14 protein-coding genes and 2 pseudogenes are annotated in these 18,004 nt (G+C 45.9%); 7 read left to right on the forward strand and 9 right to left on the reverse strand.

Annotated elements, in window-relative coordinates; genetic code table 11:
• Positions 1-7: 7 nt before the first annotated feature.
• Positions 8-973 (forward strand): 4-hydroxy-3-methylbut-2-enyl diphosphate reductase, encoded by a 966-nt coding sequence (ispH, locus tag AC3D28_RS14215; protein ID WP_179885719.1) that lies wholly within the window; start codon positions 8-10, stop codon positions 971-973.
• 58 nt (positions 974-1,031) lie between these two features.
• Here the strand turns inward: ispH and btsR are convergent, their stop codons facing one another.
• The 3 genes from btsR to AC3D28_RS14230 form a co-directional block, all read right to left on the reverse strand.
• Positions 1,032-1,760: a two-component system response regulator BtsR gene (gene btsR / locus AC3D28_RS14220; protein ID WP_488535137.1), complete on the reverse strand. Its 729-nt coding sequence runs from the start codon at positions 1,758-1,760 to the stop codon at positions 1,032-1,034.
• 36 nt (positions 1,761-1,796) lie between these two features.
• A complete protein-coding gene (locus tag AC3D28_RS14225; protein ID WP_488535138.1) occupies positions 1,797-3,467 on the reverse strand; it encodes a LytS/YhcK type 5TM receptor domain-containing protein in 1,671 nt (556 codons plus the stop codon).
• A gap of 148 nt (positions 3,468-3,615) precedes the next feature.
• Positions 3,616-5,100, reverse strand: a complete 1,485-nt coding sequence (locus AC3D28_RS14230) for a carbon starvation CstA family protein (RefSeq protein WP_488535139.1) — start codon at positions 5,098-5,100, stop codon at positions 3,616-3,618.
• 277 nt (positions 5,101-5,377) lie between these two features.
• Here AC3D28_RS14230 and AC3D28_RS14235 point away from each other — a divergent pair, with 277 nt between their 5' ends.
• Entirely contained in the window at positions 5,378-5,719 is a 342-nt protein-coding gene (locus tag AC3D28_RS14235; protein ID WP_488535140.1) for a DUF2799 domain-containing protein, read from the forward strand.
• A gap of 64 nt (positions 5,720-5,783) precedes the next feature.
• Here AC3D28_RS14235 and murQ read toward each other — a convergent pair whose 3' ends face one another.
• Together murQ and AC3D28_RS14245 are read right to left on the reverse strand one after the other, a co-directional pair.
• The gene (gene murQ / locus AC3D28_RS14240) at positions 5,784-6,710 is read right to left on the reverse strand and encodes an N-acetylmuramic acid 6-phosphate etherase (RefSeq protein ID WP_488535141.1); all 927 of its coding nucleotides are present in this window, start codon (positions 6,708-6,710) and stop codon (positions 5,784-5,786) included.
• 20 nt (positions 6,711-6,730) lie between these two features.
• The gene (locus AC3D28_RS14245; protein ID WP_488535142.1) at positions 6,731-7,843 is read right to left on the reverse strand and encodes an anhydro-N-acetylmuramic acid kinase; all 1,113 of its coding nucleotides are present in this window, start codon (positions 7,841-7,843) and stop codon (positions 6,731-6,733) included.
• A gap of 99 nt (positions 7,844-7,942) precedes the next feature.
• Between AC3D28_RS14245 and nagZ the strand changes: the two genes are divergently transcribed.
• The 3 genes from nagZ (at position 7,943) to tyrA (ending at position 11,360) form a co-directional block, all read left to right on the forward strand.
• Positions 7,943-8,926: a beta-N-acetylhexosaminidase gene (nagZ, locus tag AC3D28_RS14250; protein ID WP_488535143.1), complete on the forward strand. Its 984-nt coding sequence runs from the start codon at positions 7,943-7,945 to the stop codon at positions 8,924-8,926.
• Positions 8,927-9,133: 207 nt separating this feature from the next.
• Entirely contained in the window at positions 9,134-10,207 is a 1,074-nt protein-coding gene (locus AC3D28_RS14255) for a 3-deoxy-7-phosphoheptulonate synthase (protein ID WP_488535144.1), read from the forward strand.
• A 25-nt stretch (positions 10,208-10,232) separates the two neighbouring features.
• Positions 10,233-11,360, forward strand: coding sequence for a bifunctional chorismate mutase/prephenate dehydrogenase (gene tyrA, locus AC3D28_RS14260; protein WP_488535145.1), 1,128 nt, complete (start codon positions 10,233-10,235; stop codon positions 11,358-11,360).
• Positions 11,361-11,416: 56 nt separating this feature from the next.
• Here tyrA and AC3D28_RS14265 read toward each other — a convergent pair whose 3' ends face one another.
• From AC3D28_RS14265 to ettA, 3 genes and pseudogenes are all read right to left on the reverse strand, one after another.
• Positions 11,417-12,418: a M23 family metallopeptidase gene (locus tag AC3D28_RS14265; RefSeq protein WP_488535146.1), complete on the reverse strand. Its 1,002-nt coding sequence runs from the start codon at positions 12,416-12,418 to the stop codon at positions 11,417-11,419.
• Positions 12,419-12,446: 28 nt separating this feature from the next.
• Positions 12,447-12,816: pseudogene (locus AC3D28_RS14270) on the reverse strand (PilZ domain-containing protein).
• Positions 12,817-13,045: 229 nt separating this feature from the next.
• Positions 13,046-14,712, reverse strand: a pseudogene (gene ettA, locus AC3D28_RS14275) (energy-dependent translational throttle protein EttA).
• Positions 14,713-15,081: 369 nt separating this feature from the next.
• Between ettA and AC3D28_RS14280 the strand changes: the two are divergent.
• Together AC3D28_RS14280 and trpR are read left to right on the forward strand one after the other, a co-directional pair.
• The gene (locus AC3D28_RS14280) at positions 15,082-17,019 is read left to right on the forward strand and encodes a transglycosylase SLT domain-containing protein (RefSeq protein WP_488536100.1); all 1,938 of its coding nucleotides are present in this window, start codon (positions 15,082-15,084) and stop codon (positions 17,017-17,019) included.
• A gap of 13 nt (positions 17,020-17,032) precedes the next feature.
• A complete protein-coding gene (trpR, locus tag AC3D28_RS14285; protein ID WP_488535147.1) occupies positions 17,033-17,341 on the forward strand; it encodes a trp operon repressor in 309 nt (102 codons plus the stop codon).
• A 121-nt stretch (positions 17,342-17,462) separates the two neighbouring features.
• On the opposite strand, the gene yjjX is transcribed toward trpR, so the two are convergent.
• Positions 17,463-17,996 (reverse strand): inosine/xanthosine triphosphatase, encoded by a 534-nt coding sequence (gene yjjX / locus AC3D28_RS14290; RefSeq protein WP_488535148.1) that lies wholly within the window; start codon positions 17,994-17,996, stop codon positions 17,463-17,465.
• Positions 17,997-18,004 lie beyond the last annotated feature (8 nt).

The raw sequence follows: 18,004 nt of genomic DNA on the forward strand, positions 1-18,004 counted from the left end.
AATTTCCATGAGCAATGAAATGAAAATCCTATTAGCTAACCCACGCGGCTTTTGTGCTGGTGTAGACCGTGCGATTAGCATCGTAGAGCGTGCGCTAGAGATGTATCAGCCACCGATTTATGTTCGTCATGAGGTGGTACATAACCGTTTTGTGGTTGAAGGGCTAAAACAACGTGGCGCTGTCTTCGTTGAAGAGCTGCATGAAGTGCCAGACAACAACATTGTGATTTTTTCTGCTCATGGTGTATCACAGGCGGTTCGTCAGGAAGCCAAGCAGCGCGATTTGACCGTGTTTGACGCGACGTGTCCATTGGTAACCAAAGTCCATATGGAAGTGGCGCGAGCAAGCCGCCGCAATATGGAAGTGGTGCTGATTGGTCACGCCGGTCACCCTGAAGTAGAAGGCACGATGGGGCAGTACGCGAGTGAAACCGGTGGCATGTACTTGGTTGAAACCCCAGCCGACGTTGAGAAACTGAAGGCGATTGTGAAAGATCCATCCGATCTTCACTACGTAAGCCAAACGACCTTGTCTGTTGACGAGACTGCTGATGTTATCGAAGAGCTACGCCGCGTGTTCCCAGATATCCAAGGCCCGCGTAAAGATGATATTTGCTACGCAACGCAAAACCGTCAAGATGCCGTACGTGAATTAGCGAGCGATGTTGATGTCATGGTGGTGGTCGGTTCAAAGAATTCATCCAACTCAACACGCCTAAAAGAATTGGCTGAAAAGCTTGGTACACCGGGTTATTTGACGGATTGTCCTGAAGATATCGAACCAAAATGGTTTGAAGGTAAGAACAAAGTCGGTGTAACGGCTGGAGCATCAGCACCAGAAGAGTTAGTGAACCAAATTCTTGATCGCATCAAAGAGTTGGTTGGTGCTGAAGCCGTCGACGAAGTGCTAGGGCGAGAAGAGAATATGTTCTTCGAAGTACCGAAAGAGCTACAAATTAAACAAGTTGATTAACATCGGGCATGATTAAATATTTCAAAGGCGATCTCAAAGGTCGCCTTTTTTAACGGAGTTAGTGATTGATGCCGAGCATCTCTTTTAGCACCTTCAGGTAGCGACGACTCACTGGAATCTCAAAGCCCGTTTTGGTGATGATTTCGGCTAAACCGTTCTCTAGCAATTTTATCTCGCTGATGGTTTTGATGTTGACTAAGTACTGGCGATGGCAGCGCACTAAAGGGGTTTTCTCTTCCAGTGTTTTGAGGGTTAATTGTGTACTAGCAGTCTGGCCCGCTGAGCGAGCATGTACGCCACTGATGTCGCTGTACGCACACTCCACTGTATCGGTAGCCATGATCACTATCCGGTTATGCCCAATACACGGGATTTGAGCTAAGGTCTCGGGCGTAATGGCAGACAGTTGTTGAGTCAATGCTGATTGACTGATGACTTTATTGAGTCGCTTGACCGTTTTGGTTAAGCGGCATGGGTCGACGGGTTTGAGCAAATAATCAAATGCGTTATCTTCAAATGCTTGAATCGCATATTGATCGTAGGCGGTAACGAAAACCACATAAGGCATGGTGTCAGGATCGAGCATACCGAGTAGCTCAATACCTGTGACTTGAGGCATTTGGATGTCGAGAAACACCACATCAGGCTTGAGTTCATTGATTTTTTTGAGGCCTAAGATAGCGTTTGAAGCATCGCCCACCACTTCAACTTGGCCTGTTTCTTCTAATAGCTCTGCCAGTTCTTCACGAGCAAATTGTTCATCATCAATGACGAGTGCGCTTAACATCCCACATTACCTTTATTACTTTGACTTTGTTCGCTTTTAGGATTTTTGGGGAATGATAAAGCTCATTTTAGTAAATTGATGTGTCTCACACGTAATTTTTAGCGCTGAGTCACGTCCAAATTGATTAGTGAGACGTTTGTCGACAATTTCTAAACCCAAGCCCGAGTGGTTCTCGTTGGGATGTGCAAAACTGCCCGCGTTATCTTCTACGGTGATGAGATAGCCTTGCGGATGCACTTGACTGTATATGTAGATCTTCCCCCCTTCCAGCATATTAGAAATACCGTGTTTAATGGCATTTTCAACCAGTGGTTGGAGTGTAAAGCTTGGCAATTTGATGTCGAGCACTTCTGGTTGAATATCGATTTTCACTTCTAAGCGATCTGTAAAACGTGCTTTCTCAATACTTAGGTAAGAGTTTACATGGGCTAGCTCTTCTTTCAGTGTCACCGTGTTGATGTTTTGTTTCAGATTACTGCGAAAGAAGTGTGACAAGTTTTGAATCAGCTCACGCGCTTTATCAGGATCTCGCCGAGTAATCGCGCTAATGGTATTGAGTGCGTTAAACAAAAAGTGGGGGTTGACTTGTGCGTGCAGTAGCTTGATTTCTGCTTGAGCTAATAAAGTTTGTTGTTGCTGATAATCCCCATACAGAATCTGACTGGATAACAGCTGGGCGATGCCTTCGGCCATCGACATGTTTGCGGTAGAGAACAGTTTGCGCTTCGGCTCGTATAACTTAATGGTACCAATGACTTCCTTGCCTGCACGCAACGGAATGATCAGGGCAGAGCCGAGCTTGCAGTCTTTCGCGAGTGAGCACTGGTAAGGGCGCTCAGCACCATCAAGGTAAATGATGTCGTTTTTCTCCATCGAATCTAATGTGCTCTGCGATGAAATAGGAGTATTGGGTTTATGGTGATCATCGCCAATACCAACGAAAGCTAGGATCTTCTTTTGGTCAGTGATGGCGACGGCGCCAACCTTGGTTTCCTCGTAAATAATGCGTGCAATTTTTTTGGCGTTTTCAGTGTTAAAACCGTTGCTAAGAATTCCAACGGAACGATCGGCAATCGTGAGTGCTCGACGAGAAAAAGTCGCAGAGTATTTTTCGAAGATTGCTTTTCTGTCTTGCAGGATACTCATGAACAGTGCGGCGCCAAAGGAATTCGCGATGATCATTGGGGCGGCAATCTCAGACACCAGCGCATATGCTTGGTCAAACGGTTTGGCAACGGAGAGCAGCAAGAGCATTTGCACAACTTCCGCGACAAACGTGACACTGAATACCACGCTGGGGTTAAACAGTAAGGCCCCTTTGTTACGTTTGATGAGATAGACATGGAGCAAGCCGCCAATCACACCTTCCGCTGTCGTAGAAATAGCGCAGGCCAGATCGGTAAAACCACCAAGAGAATAGCGGTGAAGACCGCCCGTCAGCCCAACCGCAAAACCCACCACAGGGCCGCCAAATAATCCTCCCATGACAGCACCAATCGCGCGTGTATTCGCAATCGCATCATTGATGTGTAAGCCAAAATAAGTACCTAAAATACAAAATCCAGAGAAGAGCACATAGCAAATTAAACGGTGACTAAGGCGTGAAGAGATACTGAGCAGCGGCAAGATGATGGGCGTTTTACTCAGCATGTAAGCCAATACCAAGTACACGCACATCTGTTGTAAGAGGGAAATTACCAGTTCCATAGTGAACCTAACCTGAAATCAATGTTGTTATTGTATACCTAAATAACCTCCAGATGATTGATATCGTGGGAGTCACTTGGGTATACGAAAACAAAAAGAGCCTGCGTGGCAGGCTCTTTATCTTAATCAGTTAATGCGTGAGCTAGCGTTACGCGGTTTCTGATACGGGATGTGGTTTATCTTCGTCAGCCAAATCAGTATCACCCTTACCCTTAGAGGTTTTGATCACGTAACCAGTCACGATGAGTGTGAACACGACACCAGCGATGGTTGACACTTGCATCGGTAGGCCGAAACCTAGCGTGCTGTTGTTTAGGATGAACGTGACACATACCGTCGTCATAAACATGGCCGGAATGGTCGTAACCCAATGCAGTTTGTTGTGACGAAGTAGGTAAGCCGACGCTGTCCAGAGCATCATCACTGCGGTTGTTTGGTTAGCGAAGCCGAAGTAGCGCCAAATGATACCAAAGTCTACTTGAGTCAAGATGCCACCAAGAACGAAGAGTGGCAGTGCCATGAGTAGTCGGTTACGTAGCGTTTTCTGCTCCATGTTGAAGTATTCTGCAAGGATCAGACGGCTTGAACGGAATGCAGTATCGCCTGACGTGATAGGGAGAATAACCACACCAAGGAAAGCAAGGATACCACCGAACACACCCAATAGACCAAATGACGCGCTGTATACCACGTTACCAGGACCACCGTTCTTCACCGCTTCTGATAATGCGTCTAGTGAGCCGAAGAAAGACAAAGCAATCGCACACCAGATAAGGGCGATAACCCCTTCACCAATCATGGCACCGTAGAAGACAAAACGACCATTTTTCTCGTTTTCCATACAACGCGCCATCAGTGGGGACTGAGTGGCGTGGAAGCCTGAGATAGCACCACAAGCGATAGTGATAAACAGCGCAGGCCATAACGGCATGTCATTTGGATTCAAGTTACTCAGCATGTCTGAAACTTGGAAATCACCCATTACCGTGTGCTCGCTAGAGAACGCCACGGCGGTCATTAGACCGACTGACATAAAAATAAGCAGTGCGCCAAACAGTGGGTAGAAGCGGCCAATGATTTTATCGACAGGAACAATAGTTGCGATGATGTAGTAAGCGAAGATGGCGATAACCATAGTGGTCATGCTTACGTTAAGGCCCGTCTGATCATTGATTAGATTGGTGATCATGCCTGCTGGCGCCGATACGAATACCACCCCAACCAGAAGAAGTAAGACAATGGCAAAAATATTCATAAAGTGTTTTGCGCCATTACCTAGGTAGCGACCCGTAATAGTAGGTACAGAAGCGCCGCCATTACGAACCGAAAGCATGCCGGAGAAGTAATCGTGTACTGCGCCTGCAAATATGCAACCAACGACAATCCAAAGCATCGCTGCTGGGCCGTATAGCGCACCCATGATTGGACCAAAGATTGGGCCGACACCAGCGATGTTTAGGAGCTGAACGAGATAAACTTTCTTCGTTGACATTGGAACAAAGTCAACACCATCCGATTTGGTATGAGCCGGGGTTTGGCGTTTTTCATTGATGCCGAAGATCTTCTCGATGAAAGCGCCGTAGATGAAGTATCCGCCAATTAGGGCCGCGACACAGGTTAGAAACCACATCATAGCAATTGTCCTTAGTCTTAGTTGAGTAGGGTAATATTTTAATTTCAGGATGCATCTTATGCGTCGCTTGTGTTAAATGCATTCGGTCAGTCGATGAGCGGTCGAATAGAATAATGAGTGGTCGATATACCGCTTGAGCGGTTTTAATATGAGGTGAATGGCTTACGGGGTGATTGAGTGGTTTAACTGTTATGTGAGAGGTTACATCTTGGACTGAGCGAGAACTTCTATGATTAATGGTAAGCTTATTTTGAAAACAATTAGTTAAGGAAGAATGATGAAAAAGGCAACGTTAGGTTTGGTGCTCGCTTTACTAGCAGGGTGTGCTGTACCGACGGAAGAGCTCGCTCAATCGGGAGATTGGTATCAGATCGGATATCAAGATGGCGTAGCGGGACACACATCTCGCACAATGAATCAATTGCGTGAGCTAGGTCGTGTTAAGCAAGGTGATTATGACCAAGGGTATTTAGAAGGAATAGCGGAATACTGTAATCCGGCCTTCGCGTACCAAATAGGGCTGTCTGGACAGTATTACCAAGGGGTCTGTGAAGGTACTCAGCAAGCACAAAAGTTCCGCATGGAATGGCAGCGTGGCTGGAACGAGTACAACAACTAAGCCAATAGAAAAATTGATTCTGTTTGATGCGAAAGGTGGCCTGAGGCCACCTTTTTTAATGCGTTTATTTCGTCTGGTGTCCTTCAACGGCCTTGCGTAAGAAACCATCTTGATGATGGAGATGTTGACGTGCGGAGTCGATATCAAGATCGGTAAGGATCATCAATATCGCCAATTTTACGTTATGGTTGGTTTGTTTCAACACCGCTGTTGCTTGTGTTTTGTCACAATCGGTCGCTTGCATCACAATACGAGCTGCGCGAGCGAGTAACTTATTGTTGGTGGCTTTTACATCCACCATTAAGTTTTGGTAGCTCTTACCTAAGCGGATCATACTAGCGGTACTAAGCATATTCAGTACCAGTTTTTGCGCAGTGCCCGATTTTAAACGAGTTGACCCCGTTAATGCTTCAGGCCCAACAACGGGGCTAATGGCTATTTCGGCAATATCTGCAATCGGAGAGTCAGGGTTACAAGATAGTGCTACAGTAGTTGCGCCAATCTTATTCGCATATTCTAAACCTCCGATCACATAAGGTGTACGACCACTTGCTGCAATACCTACGACGACATCATTATTGTTGAATGCGAGGTTTTTTAAATCTTGTTCTCCAAGCTGTGGAGAATCCTCTGCACCTTCTTTAGCTTTGAAGATGGCTTCGGGGCCACCAGCAATAAGACCAATCACCATTTTATCTGACACACCAAATGTAGGCGGGCATTCTGAAGCATCCAGTATGCCTAAACGACCGCTCGTGCCTGCTCCCATATACACCAGCCTTCCGTTTGCTTTAAATGCTTGGGTGATTTTATCTACGGCGAGGGCGATTTCTGGCAGCACTTTCTCAACCGCAATTGGGACGAGTTTATCTTGTTGGTTTAAACGCTGCACAATATCGAATGAAGGAAGAAGATCGATATCCATTGTGTCAGGGTTGCGACCTTCAGAGACAAGGTGAGAAAGAGCCGCAATAAGCGCGTCATTTGTCATAGTAATTTAAGCCTTCGTGATTAATTTTTTGAGTGGAGTACGCCAAGTGAAGCGAGACGGCTGGCCCCCGTCACCTCGGGTAAATTGCTAGGGAGGCTATGAATATAGCGCTGCGCAAGCCAAGCAAATGCCATGGCTTCCATGTAGTCACTATCCACGCCTTTTTCTGCCGTTGTCGCAACGTACCACTGTGGCAATAACTTAGCCAATCGCTGCATCAAAAGTGGGTTTCTTGCTCCACCGCCACAGACCAATAATTGAGGCGTGATGCCATGAGAAAACTTGTCGACTTCGTTGGCAATGGTAACTACAGAATACTCGCAAAGTGTACGCTGTACGTCTTCGATTGGTAAATTGTGATGAGCCAGTTGCTGATGCAGCCAATCAATGTTGAACAGTTCTCGCCCGGTACTTTTAGGTGCTGGCATGGCGAGGTAAGACTCTTTAAGTAATTGAGTCAACAAAGTAGCGTTTACCGTTCCTTTCAGTGCAAATTGTGCATCTTTGTCGAAGCTTTGCCCAGTATGCAGCGCACACCACGCGTCCATCAACATGTTGCCCGGACCTGTGTCGTAGCCAATGACGGGTTGCTCGGGATGCAGTACAGAGATGTTGGCAATGCCACCGATGTTCAGCACCACGGTGGTGGAATCTTGCATAGCAAAGATGCTTTTGTGAAAAGCGGGAACCAGTGGAGCCCCTTGTCCACCCAGCGCCATATCTTTACGTCGAAAATCTGCAACCGTATCAATCCCTGTTTTCACTGCGATGATGTTGGCATCACCTAATTGAGTGGTAAACGGCAAGTCTCCGTTAGGTTGGTGGAATACCGTTTGACCGTGATTACCAATCGCACGAATGTGTTCCGCGGCGTAACCAGACTTCTTGAGCAGTTGTAAAACGGCGTCAGCGAAGAGATGGCCGAGCTGGTGGTCAAGTTCACCGATGGCTTTTAAATTTGTTGCTTGACCGGTACAAACCGATAACAGCATTTCTTTCAGTGCTGTGGGCATTGGATAATCGTCATGCGCAATCAGGCGAACGTGCTCATCACTTATTTCAACCAGAGCGGTATCAATGCCGTCCATGCTCGTTCCAGACATCACACCAATGTACAGTTCGTTAAATTTCATAGCCGATCTCGTCAATTCTTCATTCACTTATTGTAAAGCAAATCTGAAGCGAATAACCTCATCGAATACGAGATATTCAGCCGATTTTGAGGAGAAAATATGGGACCGTTGTGGGTTGACGTCGCGGGTTATGAACTGACCGCTGAAGACAAAGAAATTCTGGAACACCCTACGGTTGGTGGCTTAATTCTATTTGCTCGCAACTATCATGATAGTGAACAGCTTCAAGCACTTAATCAATCAATCCGCAAGGCTGCCAAGCGCCCGATTTTGATCGGTGTGGATCAAGAAGGGGGGCGAGTACAACGCTTCCGTGAAGGTTTCTCGTTGATCCCTGTGGCCGACGAATATGCCAAACATCAAAATGGCGAAGAGCTCGCACGTATGGGCGGTTGGCTAATGGCGGCAGAGTTGATAGCACACGACATCGATTTAAGCTTTGCACCCGTGCTCGACAAAGGTCATCAATGTAAAGCGATCGGTAACCGAGCATTTGGCGAAGATGCCGATACCATTCTTCGCTATAGCACCGCTTACATGCAGGGCATGAAGAGCGTTGGAATGGCAACAACAGGCAAACACTTTCCGGGGCATGGCGGCGTGATTGCAGACTCACATCTCGAAACGCCATACGATGAGCGCAGTGATATTTTTGAACAAGATATGGCGATCTTCAAAGCGCAAATCGATGCCGGTATTTTAGATGCCATGATGCCTGCTCACGTGGTTTTTCCGAATTACGACGCTCAACCAGCGAGTGGTTCAGAATACTGGTTGAAACAAGTTTTGCGACAGCAATTGGGTTTTAAAGGCTTGGTTTTCTCCGATGATCTGACCATGGAAGGCGCTGCTATCATGGGGAGCCCTGCCGAGCGGGGGGCTCAAGCACTGAAAGCCGGTTGCGATATGTTGTTGATGTGTAATAAGCGAGAAGCGCACGTTGAGGTATTAGATAACTTATCGGTATCAGCCGTGCCATTAGCCGAAGCATTACTGAAAAAGCAATTGTTGTCTTTGAATGAGCTCAAGTTATCTCAAGAGTGGAAATTGGCTAGCGAAGCGATGAAGCGCTTGATCAACTAAAGACGGTGTAAATTATTAAAAACACCGATGAGAAGTCAAAGTTGATTAGGTTTTGGCTTTTTCTTTTGTTGTAAGTTTTAATTTACACCAAATGTTTTTTATTATGTACGCTTGTTTTTCTTTTTTTGCCTGTTATCTTGTTGTTAAAGCTTAGTTGTCTCACCAAGGATTTGGTTGAGTGTAAAATTAAATATACAGGTAAGAGTTATGCAGAAAAGTGAGTTGAGCAATATTAATATTAGCGAAGAACAGGTTCTTATTACTCCTGAGGAGCTAAAAACCAAGCTTCCTTTGAGTGAAAAAGCACGTCGCTTTATTCAAGAGTCTCGCCAAACTATCGCTAATATTATTCATAAGAAAGATCACCGCCTGCTGGTTGTATGCGGTCCATGTTCCATTCACGACGTGGAAGCGGCAAAGGATTACGCAAAACGTCTTAAAGCACTCTCTGAACAACTAAGCGATCAACTGTATATTGTTATGCGAGTGTATTTTGAAAAGCCACGCACCACGGTCGGCTGGAAAGGGTTGATTAATGACCCACATCTGGATGGCAGCTTCGACATTGAGCATGGCTTACATGTGGGTCGGGAGCTCTTGGTAGAGCTGGCCGAAATGAACATTCCATTAGCAACAGAAGCACTTGATCCAATCAGCCCTCAATACCTTGCCGATACTTTTAGCTGGGCTGCGATCGGCGCTCGCACCACGGAATCACAAACGCACCGTGAAATGGCAAGTGGTCTGTCGATGCCAATCGGTTTTAAAAACGGTACGGATGGCAGCTTGGCAACCGCAATCAACGCGATGCAAGCTGCGTCTTCTAGCCACCGTTTTATGGGGATCAACCGTGAAGGCCAAGTAGCGCTATTGACCACTCAGGGTAATGCTAATGGGCACGTGATCTTACGCGGCGGCAAGCAAACTAACTACGATTCAGTATCAGTCACTGAGTGTGAACAAGAGTTAACGAAGTTTGAGCTTGACGCTTCTTTGATGGTCGATTGCAGTCACGCTAACTCACGTAAAGATTACCGTCGCCAACCGTTAGTCGCAGAGGATGTGATTCATCAAATCCGTGAAGGCAATAAATCTATTATCGGTCTTATGATTGAAAGTCATATCAATGAAGGAAATCAATCTTCTGACTTAGCTCTTGAAGAGATGAAATATGGTCTGTCTATCACTGACGCATGTATCAATTGGGATTCAACTGAGGCACTATTACGTCATGCACATGAAGAGCTAGTACCTTTCTTAGAAAATCGTCTAAAAGGCTAATTAATACAGGATTTAAGGAACATCAATGGCCGTTGAACTTAACGCATTGCGCGATCAGATTGATGCTGTCGACAAGCAAATGTTGGAGCTGTTGGCTCAGCGTTTGGCGCTTGTAGAGAAAGTTGGGGAAGTAAAAAGCGAACACGGTTTGCCAATTTATGCTCCAGACCGTGAGGCAGCAATGTTAGCCTCTCGTCGTGCCGAAGCGGAAAAAATAGGGATTCCTCCACAGCTGATTGAAGACATTCTTCGCCGCACTATGCGTGAGTCTTATGCCAGTGAAAAAGATTCCGGTTTTAAGTGTTTGAACCCTGAATTGCGCTCAGTGGTCATTATTGGTGGTAATGGCCAGTTAGGCGGTCTGTTTGGACGTATGTTTAAGCTATCTGGTTATCAAGTCAAAGTGCTTGGTAGCAAAGACTGGGATCGTGCGGATGACATCCTAAAAGATGCGGGCCTGGTGGTGGTGACGGTGCCGATTCACCTAACAGAAGGTGTGATTGAAAAGCTAGGTAATCTGCCACAAGACTGCATTCTGTGTGATCTAACTTCTATCAAATCTAAGCCACTAAAAGCAATGTTGAATGTGCACCAAGGGCCGGTGGTTGGTTTACACCCAATGTTTGGTCCAGATGTGCCGAGCCTTGCCAAGCAGGTGATTGTGTACTGTGATGGGCGTGGGAACGATCAATACCAATGGCTATTACAGCAGTTTGGTATTTGGGGCGCGAGCTTGTGTCAAATTGATGCGCAAGAGCACGACCATGGTATGACGTTGATTCAGGCGTTGCGCCACTTTACTTCATTTGCTTACGGCATGCACTTGAGCAAAGAAAATCCAAACATTGAACAGCTATTAAAACTGAGTTCACCTATCTACCGTCTTGAATTAGCCATGGTCGGTCGACTGTTTGGGCAGGATCCGAACTTGTACGGTGACATTATTCTCTCTTCTCAAGAGAATATCGAGATGATTAAGCGATTTCACCAACGTTTTGGCGAAGCGCTAACGATCTTGGACAGTCAAGATAAAGCCAAGTTTGTCGAAAGCTTTGAACAAGTGAGTGAGTGGTTTGGTAATTATTCACAACAGTTCATGAACGAGAGTCAGAACTTACTTAAGCAAGCCAACGACAACATGCATCGCAGTTAATACAAAAGAGCAGTTTGAGCTGCTCTTTTGTATTTTACGGTAGAGGTTAAAGTTAATCAGTTGGTCGCGGTATTGCTGCTATCGTCACTCGACGCCGTGTTGATACTGGTATCACGATAGGGTGAGTTGGTTAAGTTGACTTGCAGACGAACCACATCATCAATCAACTGAACTAATGGGCCCCATTTCACCTTTTTTTCTTTCTCAAATAAGTAGTTGAAGTTTTCTGGTGTCCACTTCATCAAGTATCGCGGGTTGAGTGCTCGACCCACAAAACGCACTTCATAATGTAGGTGTGGGCCAGTCGAGCTTCCCGAGTTACCACATTGAGCAATCACATCGCCTTTGCTAACAAACTGACCGTTTCTTACTTTGAAACGTTGCAAATGAGCGAAGGAACTCATGAAACCAAATGAGTGACGAATGGTCAGGTAGTTACCGTAGCCTTGATTACTTGGGCGCACGGTTTCCACGACACCGTCTGCAGGCGCGACGATCTCTTCACCTCGTTTACAAGTAAGATCAATTCCAGTATGAACGTGCCGCTTGCCTGAAATTGGATTAATTCGGCTGCCATAAGAGGAAGAAATGCGTTGGTATGTTACTGGGCTGTCGTTTGGGATCAAACGAAACATGGTCGCGCGAACGGCAGAATCGATCGCGGCGGCATCAATCCTTTCTTCTAGTGCCAGGTTATGCTCGTCGTTCATCAGCTCTTCATCTGCGAGTCCAAGCACAGACTCGACGTCGAATACTCGTTTTCCCAATAACTGAATTTGGTTATTTTTTTCGGTTAACGATTGAGAGAGTGAGTGGTTGGTATCAAGCTGTTCCTCGTAAAGGGCAGTGATTTCTGCGTTTTCATTGTGTAGCTTGGCGATGGTTTGCGTTAGTTCGTCCTGATAATGCACTTGTTGCTGGTTAAGATACCACGCGCCGCCCACGACGGCGGGTAATGCCAAAATCGAAGCAAATAGTGCTAGGACCGAACCGCGCCCCAAATAGAACTGCTGATCGCCGTCTTTCGTCGGGATCTTCATGATGATTTTTTTAGACATAGTTATTGTTACTTAAATAGGCGTTGATTTATTTTTCCCCAAAATCAGAAAGGTAGTCTAACTCTCGATTCAGAAGATCGTTATTGCCTAGATTCAATTCTATAAATCGTTTTTAGTTGGCTAATGCTTTCGATGTCTATGTGGATGATCTTTACCCTAATCTCACGCTTAGAGACATCGACAACTTGCGCTTTTAACGTAATTACTTGTTCGGATTGATAAAATGAAAAAGTAACATGGACAGGAAGGGAAGGATCCAAAGCCTCAGTCTCTTCCGCTTTCATGAGTAAACCATGCAAGGAAAGATTTTGAATCTTAGCTTCGATTGCCAAGTCACGCTGCTCTACCTTAGTTGACGGTTGATGGAGAATGCGTGAAAAGCGTCGTCTCTCTGTCATATTCACTTTCTCGTCATGTTTTCAAACAGAATGAATAGTATATCAATACGAACAAAAAATGTTCAATTGTTGTTTGAAAAGTGTCGAGGTCGCTACAGAGTGACGTAAGTGCAGTGTCATGTTCTTAACGAACGAGACCAGCGAATGAGCTCTTTTTATAACAAAGAAAACAAAGGCCGCTATGATAGCGGCCTTTGTACAAATTACAATCAAACTTTATGGTTCGCGATTACTTCGCAATACGCTTGTATTTGATGCGGTGTGGTTCTGCGGCTTCAGGACCCAAGGTTTTCTTCAACCAGTCCATGTACTCGGTGTAGTTACCTTCGTAGAAGTTAACTTGGCCTTCGTCACGGTAGTCAATGATGTGGGTCGCGATACGGTCAAGGAACCAACGGTCGTGCGAGATAACCATGGCACAACCTGGGAACTCTAGTAGTGCTTCTTCTAGAGCACGCAGCGTTTCCACGTCAAGGTCGTTGGTTGGCTCGTCGAGCAACAGTACGTTGCCGCCAGCTTTTAGCAGTTTCGCAAGGTGGACACGGTTACGCTCACCACCGGATAGCTCCCCGATGATTTTCTGTTGGTCGCTGCCTTTGAAGTTGAAGCGTGAACAGTAGGCGCGAGCTGGGATTTCGAAGTTGTTGATCTTAATGATGTCAGCGCCTTCAGAAATCTCTTGGAATACGGTTTTAGAATCGTCCATGCTGTCACGGAACTGATCGACTGATGCCAGTTTCACCGTGTCACCCATTTCAATGGTGCCTGAGTCTGGCTGCTCTGTACCGCTTAACATCTTAAATAGTGTTGATTTACCTGCACCGTTGGCACCGATGATGCCGACGATTGCACCTTTGGGCATGCTAAACGACAGGTCATCAATCAGAACGCGACCATCAAACGATTTGGTGAGGTTATTTACTTCGATAACCTTATCACCTAAACGATCACCTGGTGGGATAAACAGCTCGTTGGTTTCGTTACGTTTTTGGTGATCAGAGTTCTGCAGTTCTTCAAAGCGTGCCATGCGTGATTTTGATTTTGCTTGGCGACCTTTCGGGTTTTGGCGAACCCATTCGAGTTCTTTCTCAATGGTTTTCTGACGAGCTTTTTCTTGAGACGCTTCCTGTTGTAGACGCGCGTCTTTTTGCTCCAACCATGAGGTGTAGTTACCTTGCCATGGAATACCTTCACCACGGTCAAGTTCTAAGATCCAGCCTGCTGCGTTATCTAGGAAATAACGGTCGTGGGTGATGGCCACGACAGTACCAGTGTAGTCCACTAGGAAGCGCTCTAACCAAGCAACAGATTCTGCATCTAGGTGGTTGGTAGGCTCATCGAGTAACAGCATGTCAGGATGAGAAAGAAGAAGACGGCAAATTGCCACACGACGACGTTCCCCCCTGATAGGTTCGCAATTTTCTGATTCCACTCTGGCAGACGAAGTGCGTCTGCGGCGCGCTCAAGCGCATTCTCTAAATTGTGGCCATCTTTTGCTTGAATCAACGCTTCAAGGTCACCCTGCTCTTTGGCTAGGGCATCGAAATCTGCGTCCGGTTCTGCGTATGCCGCATACACCTCATCCAGACGTTTTAGAGCGTCAGCCACGTCAGCAACCGCTTCTTCAACGATTTCACGAACCGTTTTTGACTCGTCTAATACCGGCTCTTGAGGGAGGTAACCTACGTTTAGACCTGGTTGTGGACGCGCTTCACCGTCGATATCCGTGTCGATACCCGCCATGATACGTAGCAACGTTGATTTACCTGCACCGTTCAGACCTAAAACACCGATTTTCGCACCAGGGAAGAAGCTCAGAGAGATGTCTTTAAGAATTTGACGCTTAGGTGGCACAATCTTGCTCACCCGCGACATGGTATATACGTATTCAGCCATTACCGATTGTTCCTAAATTAACTGTCATTCAAACCCGCCATTTTATACCAACTGCTTTTGTTTTGTTACCGCATTGCAAGAATTTCCTTTATGAAAGATTTTCTTATTTTTAGCTGACCGGAAACTTACATGGTTAGGGTATACACTTTTGTTATTCGTTATGAATAACGAGGGGTCTGTACGAGTGAGGAGTTTCTTCTCTCATCCGTCTTAATGTTTCACGAATACAACTTTAAATACACCAAGTTGCTTTACACAGACCGCTGCATTTTGGTTGGGGGGAGCTGGTGCATGCGCAAACGGCCTTGCAAACTCCGCTCCTCTAAGAAAATGGGCTTGGTACAGTGTATGTCTGGGAAAATGACACAAATGAGATTCAACGTATCTGAACTGGCTAAAAACGTATGCTGTGCCGCCGCGCTGTGTGCGATGAGTTTGAGTGCTAATGCCGCGCTGAGCTTGGAAAAGCAGCGCGAAGTTTATGAGAAAGCTCAAGCGTTATTAGATAAAAATGACATCGACGGATACCTTTCGATTCGTCCTAAAATTCCTGACTATCCGCTGACGCCTTATGTGGACTACCGCACATTTATTAGACAGTTACCGGAAAAGTCGCCACAGCAAGTAATCGAATTTATTTCGGAGCACGAGTCGTTTCCTTTTTCTCGCCGTGTTCGCGCTCCATACCTCGACCACCTTTATAAGCAAAAAGATTGGAAAACCATTACTGAGTTTCAAAAAGTCATTCCAAGTGGTGAGCGTTATCAATGTATTTTCTACGTGGCTCAGTTAGAGCAAGGTAAGAAAGTCGCCGCGTTTAAAGGGGCTGAGCACATGTGGTTGCGTGGCAGAAGTATTGCTGACGAGTGCGAACTATTATTTTCAGCATGGGACAAGGCAGGTGAGCGTACTGATGAATTGATTCTCCAACGTATGTTACTGGCGTTTGATGCTCGTAATGGCAGTTTGATGAGTTACTTACTTAAACTGCCTAAATCCTCGCAGGCAAGGCGACAAGCGAAAGAAATGAAGGCGTTGTTTGATAACCCTTCAAGCGTTGCGGAGTTCGCGAAGAAAAAACCGGCTAATGATTTTAATCGAGCGCAAAGCGAATATGCGTTGGAAAAGCTAGCTCGCATGAATACCAGTCAAGCGCAGAGTGCGTATGATGCCGTCATTAAAGGGCAGAAGTTTTCTCCAGAAAAGGCGCAAGCCCTGGCTGACTATATCGCATTTCGATTGACCCGTACGGAGTCTGAGTCACTAGCTAAGTGGCGCGATGATAAAACCAAAACCAGCCAGTACTTACCGCTCATTGAAACTCGCATTCGCTTAGCGATTCAGAACGCAGATTGGAAAGGCGTACAAGAGTGGATTGCCGTTCTCAATAAAGAAGAGAAAGCGTCGCTTCGCTGGCAATACTGGCTTGGACGAAGTGAAATTGCGTTAGGTGATGACATCGCAGGGAAACAGCGTTTAGCGACTTTGGTCGGGCAGCGAAACTTTTATAGTGTGGCAGCCGCCAATGCGATTGGACAATCAATCAAATACCCTACGCATACGGTTAAGTTTGATAAGCGAATGGTTCAACCATATCAAGACTCGTTAGTTCGTATTGAAGAGTTGATCGCGACGGATAAAATCGCAGCAGCGAAAAGTGAGTGGGTGCATTTGCTGCGTCGTGTGGGGAAAGATGAACAGGCCATGCTGGCTACCTATGCATCGTCTAAGCGTTGGCATAACCTAACGGTGACCGCGAGTATTCAAGCGCAGATGTGGGATAATATTGAAATAAGATTCCCTATTGCGCATCGCTGGTGGTTTAACTTTTATGCAAAAAAACACAATATTGATCCCGTAACGATGATGTCCCTAGCTCGACAAGAAAGTGCATTAGACATAGAAGCCCGTTCCCCTGTTGGGGCTCGTGGTCTTATGCAGATCATGCCCGCCACGGCGAAGTACACCGCCCGAAAATACAAGTTGAGTTATCAAGGCACGCAAGATCTCTACAACGTAGGAAAAAACATCGAAATTGGTAGTCATTATTTGCAAGGTTTATTAGAGGATTACGATAATAATCGTATTTTTGCCCTCGCGGCTTATAATGCGGGTCCTAGCAGAGTAAAAACGTGGCGAGAGCGAACCCAAGGAAAAGTGGATGCTTATGCCTTTATTGAGGCTATTCCATTTAGAGAAACGCGCGGTTATGTACAAAACATCCTGATGTTTGAAACATATTACCGTGATCTTTTGGGTATCGATGGCGCGTTCTTGAATCAACATGAGATCAATACCAAGTATTGAGTGAGGTAACTTGATGTCGCACGAACCCGAGTACAAAGACTGGCAACAGATTATTGAGCTAATTCGAACTAGCATGGACAGTGAGCAAGATGACATGCTGTTAACCATGCTGATGTCACGTGATGAGAGAGAATCATTAATATCACGCGTTAATATTATTAACGAGCTTCTTAAAGGAGAATTATCTCAACGTCAGATCAGCCAGATGCTTGGCGTGGGTATTGCCACTATTACTCGTGGCTCTAATGAGATAAAGTCGAAATCTGATCAAGAGAAAGACAAACTCAAGATCTTGTTAGAGCAAGTTGCGGTATCTAAGTAGCCAGTGAGTCCAATTCGCCTTGAGGCATTGTGGTATCACAAGTGATTAAGATAACGTGTTAAAAAAGGGCGGAAATATCCGCCCTTTTTCGTACCTAGCGAATAGGGTGAGCGTTATAAAGTTATAAATTTGAAGGGAAGTGCTCAGGGTTCGTGAATGGAATCAAAGCCAGAATCAAGGCCTGATGGTAAACCGAACTTCGAGTTAGTTGGTTTTGGGTGAGCAGGCTGATGGCACCACCTTTCTGTTTGATGTTCTCGGTTCCAAACACCTCATCCATGACATCTCCCAGCTCATTCGCATGCTCGAGTTTTTCCAATACTTTGGGCGGCAGCATTAAGCTTGCAGAGCGAGATTCACCACGGTGAGTATTCGACTCAATCACCATCCAAGCAAACGTCACGTTTGCTTCAATTCCCGCTTCGAGACCGACATAGTAATCCGCGTTTGGCATCTCTACTTTTGCGTTTTTAATGCGGTTTAGTGCACCGCGATGAGTTTCTTCATCAGTCATAGGTTGATCTGCGACCTCACTAGGCACACTGACGCCAATGAAGTTGAACTCTTGGTGCGGAAATGCACTGTTAAACGCACTTTGAACGGCATTAATTTTAGCTGGGTTTAGCGATGCGATTACGACTTTTTGGGTTGCCATGATCTTTT

The organism is Vibrio sp. TAP-3B, assembly GCF_057784735.1.

Coding starts and splice junctions, on each gene's coding strand:
- ispH (WP_179885719.1), top strand. CDS start 8: ATGAGCAATGAAATGAAAATCCTATTAGCTAACCCACGCGGCTTTTGT.
- btsR (WP_488535137.1), bottom strand. CDS start 1,760: ATGTTAAGCGCACTCGTCATTGATGATGAACAATTTGCTCGTGAAGAA.
- AC3D28_RS14225 (WP_488535138.1), bottom strand. CDS start 3,467: ATGGAACTGGTAATTTCCCTCTTACAACAGATGTGCGTGTACTTGGTA.
- AC3D28_RS14230 (WP_488535139.1), bottom strand. CDS start 5,100: ATGATGTGGTTTCTAACCTGTGTCGCGGCCCTAATTGGCGGATACTTC.
- AC3D28_RS14235 (WP_488535140.1), top strand. CDS start 5,378: ATGAAAAAGGCAACGTTAGGTTTGGTGCTCGCTTTACTAGCAGGGTGT.
- murQ (WP_488535141.1), bottom strand. CDS start 6,710: ATGACAAATGACGCGCTTATTGCGGCTCTTTCTCACCTTGTCTCTGAA.
- AC3D28_RS14245 (WP_488535142.1), bottom strand. CDS start 7,843: ATGAAATTTAACGAACTGTACATTGGTGTGATGTCTGGAACGAGCATG.
- nagZ (WP_488535143.1), top strand. CDS start 7,943: ATGGGACCGTTGTGGGTTGACGTCGCGGGTTATGAACTGACCGCTGAA.
- AC3D28_RS14255 (WP_488535144.1), top strand. CDS start 9,134: ATGCAGAAAAGTGAGTTGAGCAATATTAATATTAGCGAAGAACAGGTT.
- tyrA (WP_488535145.1), top strand. CDS start 10,233: ATGGCCGTTGAACTTAACGCATTGCGCGATCAGATTGATGCTGTCGAC.
- AC3D28_RS14265 (WP_488535146.1), bottom strand. CDS start 12,418: ATGTCTAAAAAAATCATCATGAAGATCCCGACGAAAGACGGCGATCAG.
- AC3D28_RS14280 (WP_488536100.1), top strand. CDS start 15,082: ATGAGATTCAACGTATCTGAACTGGCTAAAAACGTATGCTGTGCCGCC.
- trpR (WP_488535147.1), top strand. CDS start 17,033: ATGTCGCACGAACCCGAGTACAAAGACTGGCAACAGATTATTGAGCTA.
- yjjX (WP_488535148.1), bottom strand. CDS start 17,996: ATGGCAACCCAAAAAGTCGTAATCGCATCGCTAAACCCAGCTAAAATT.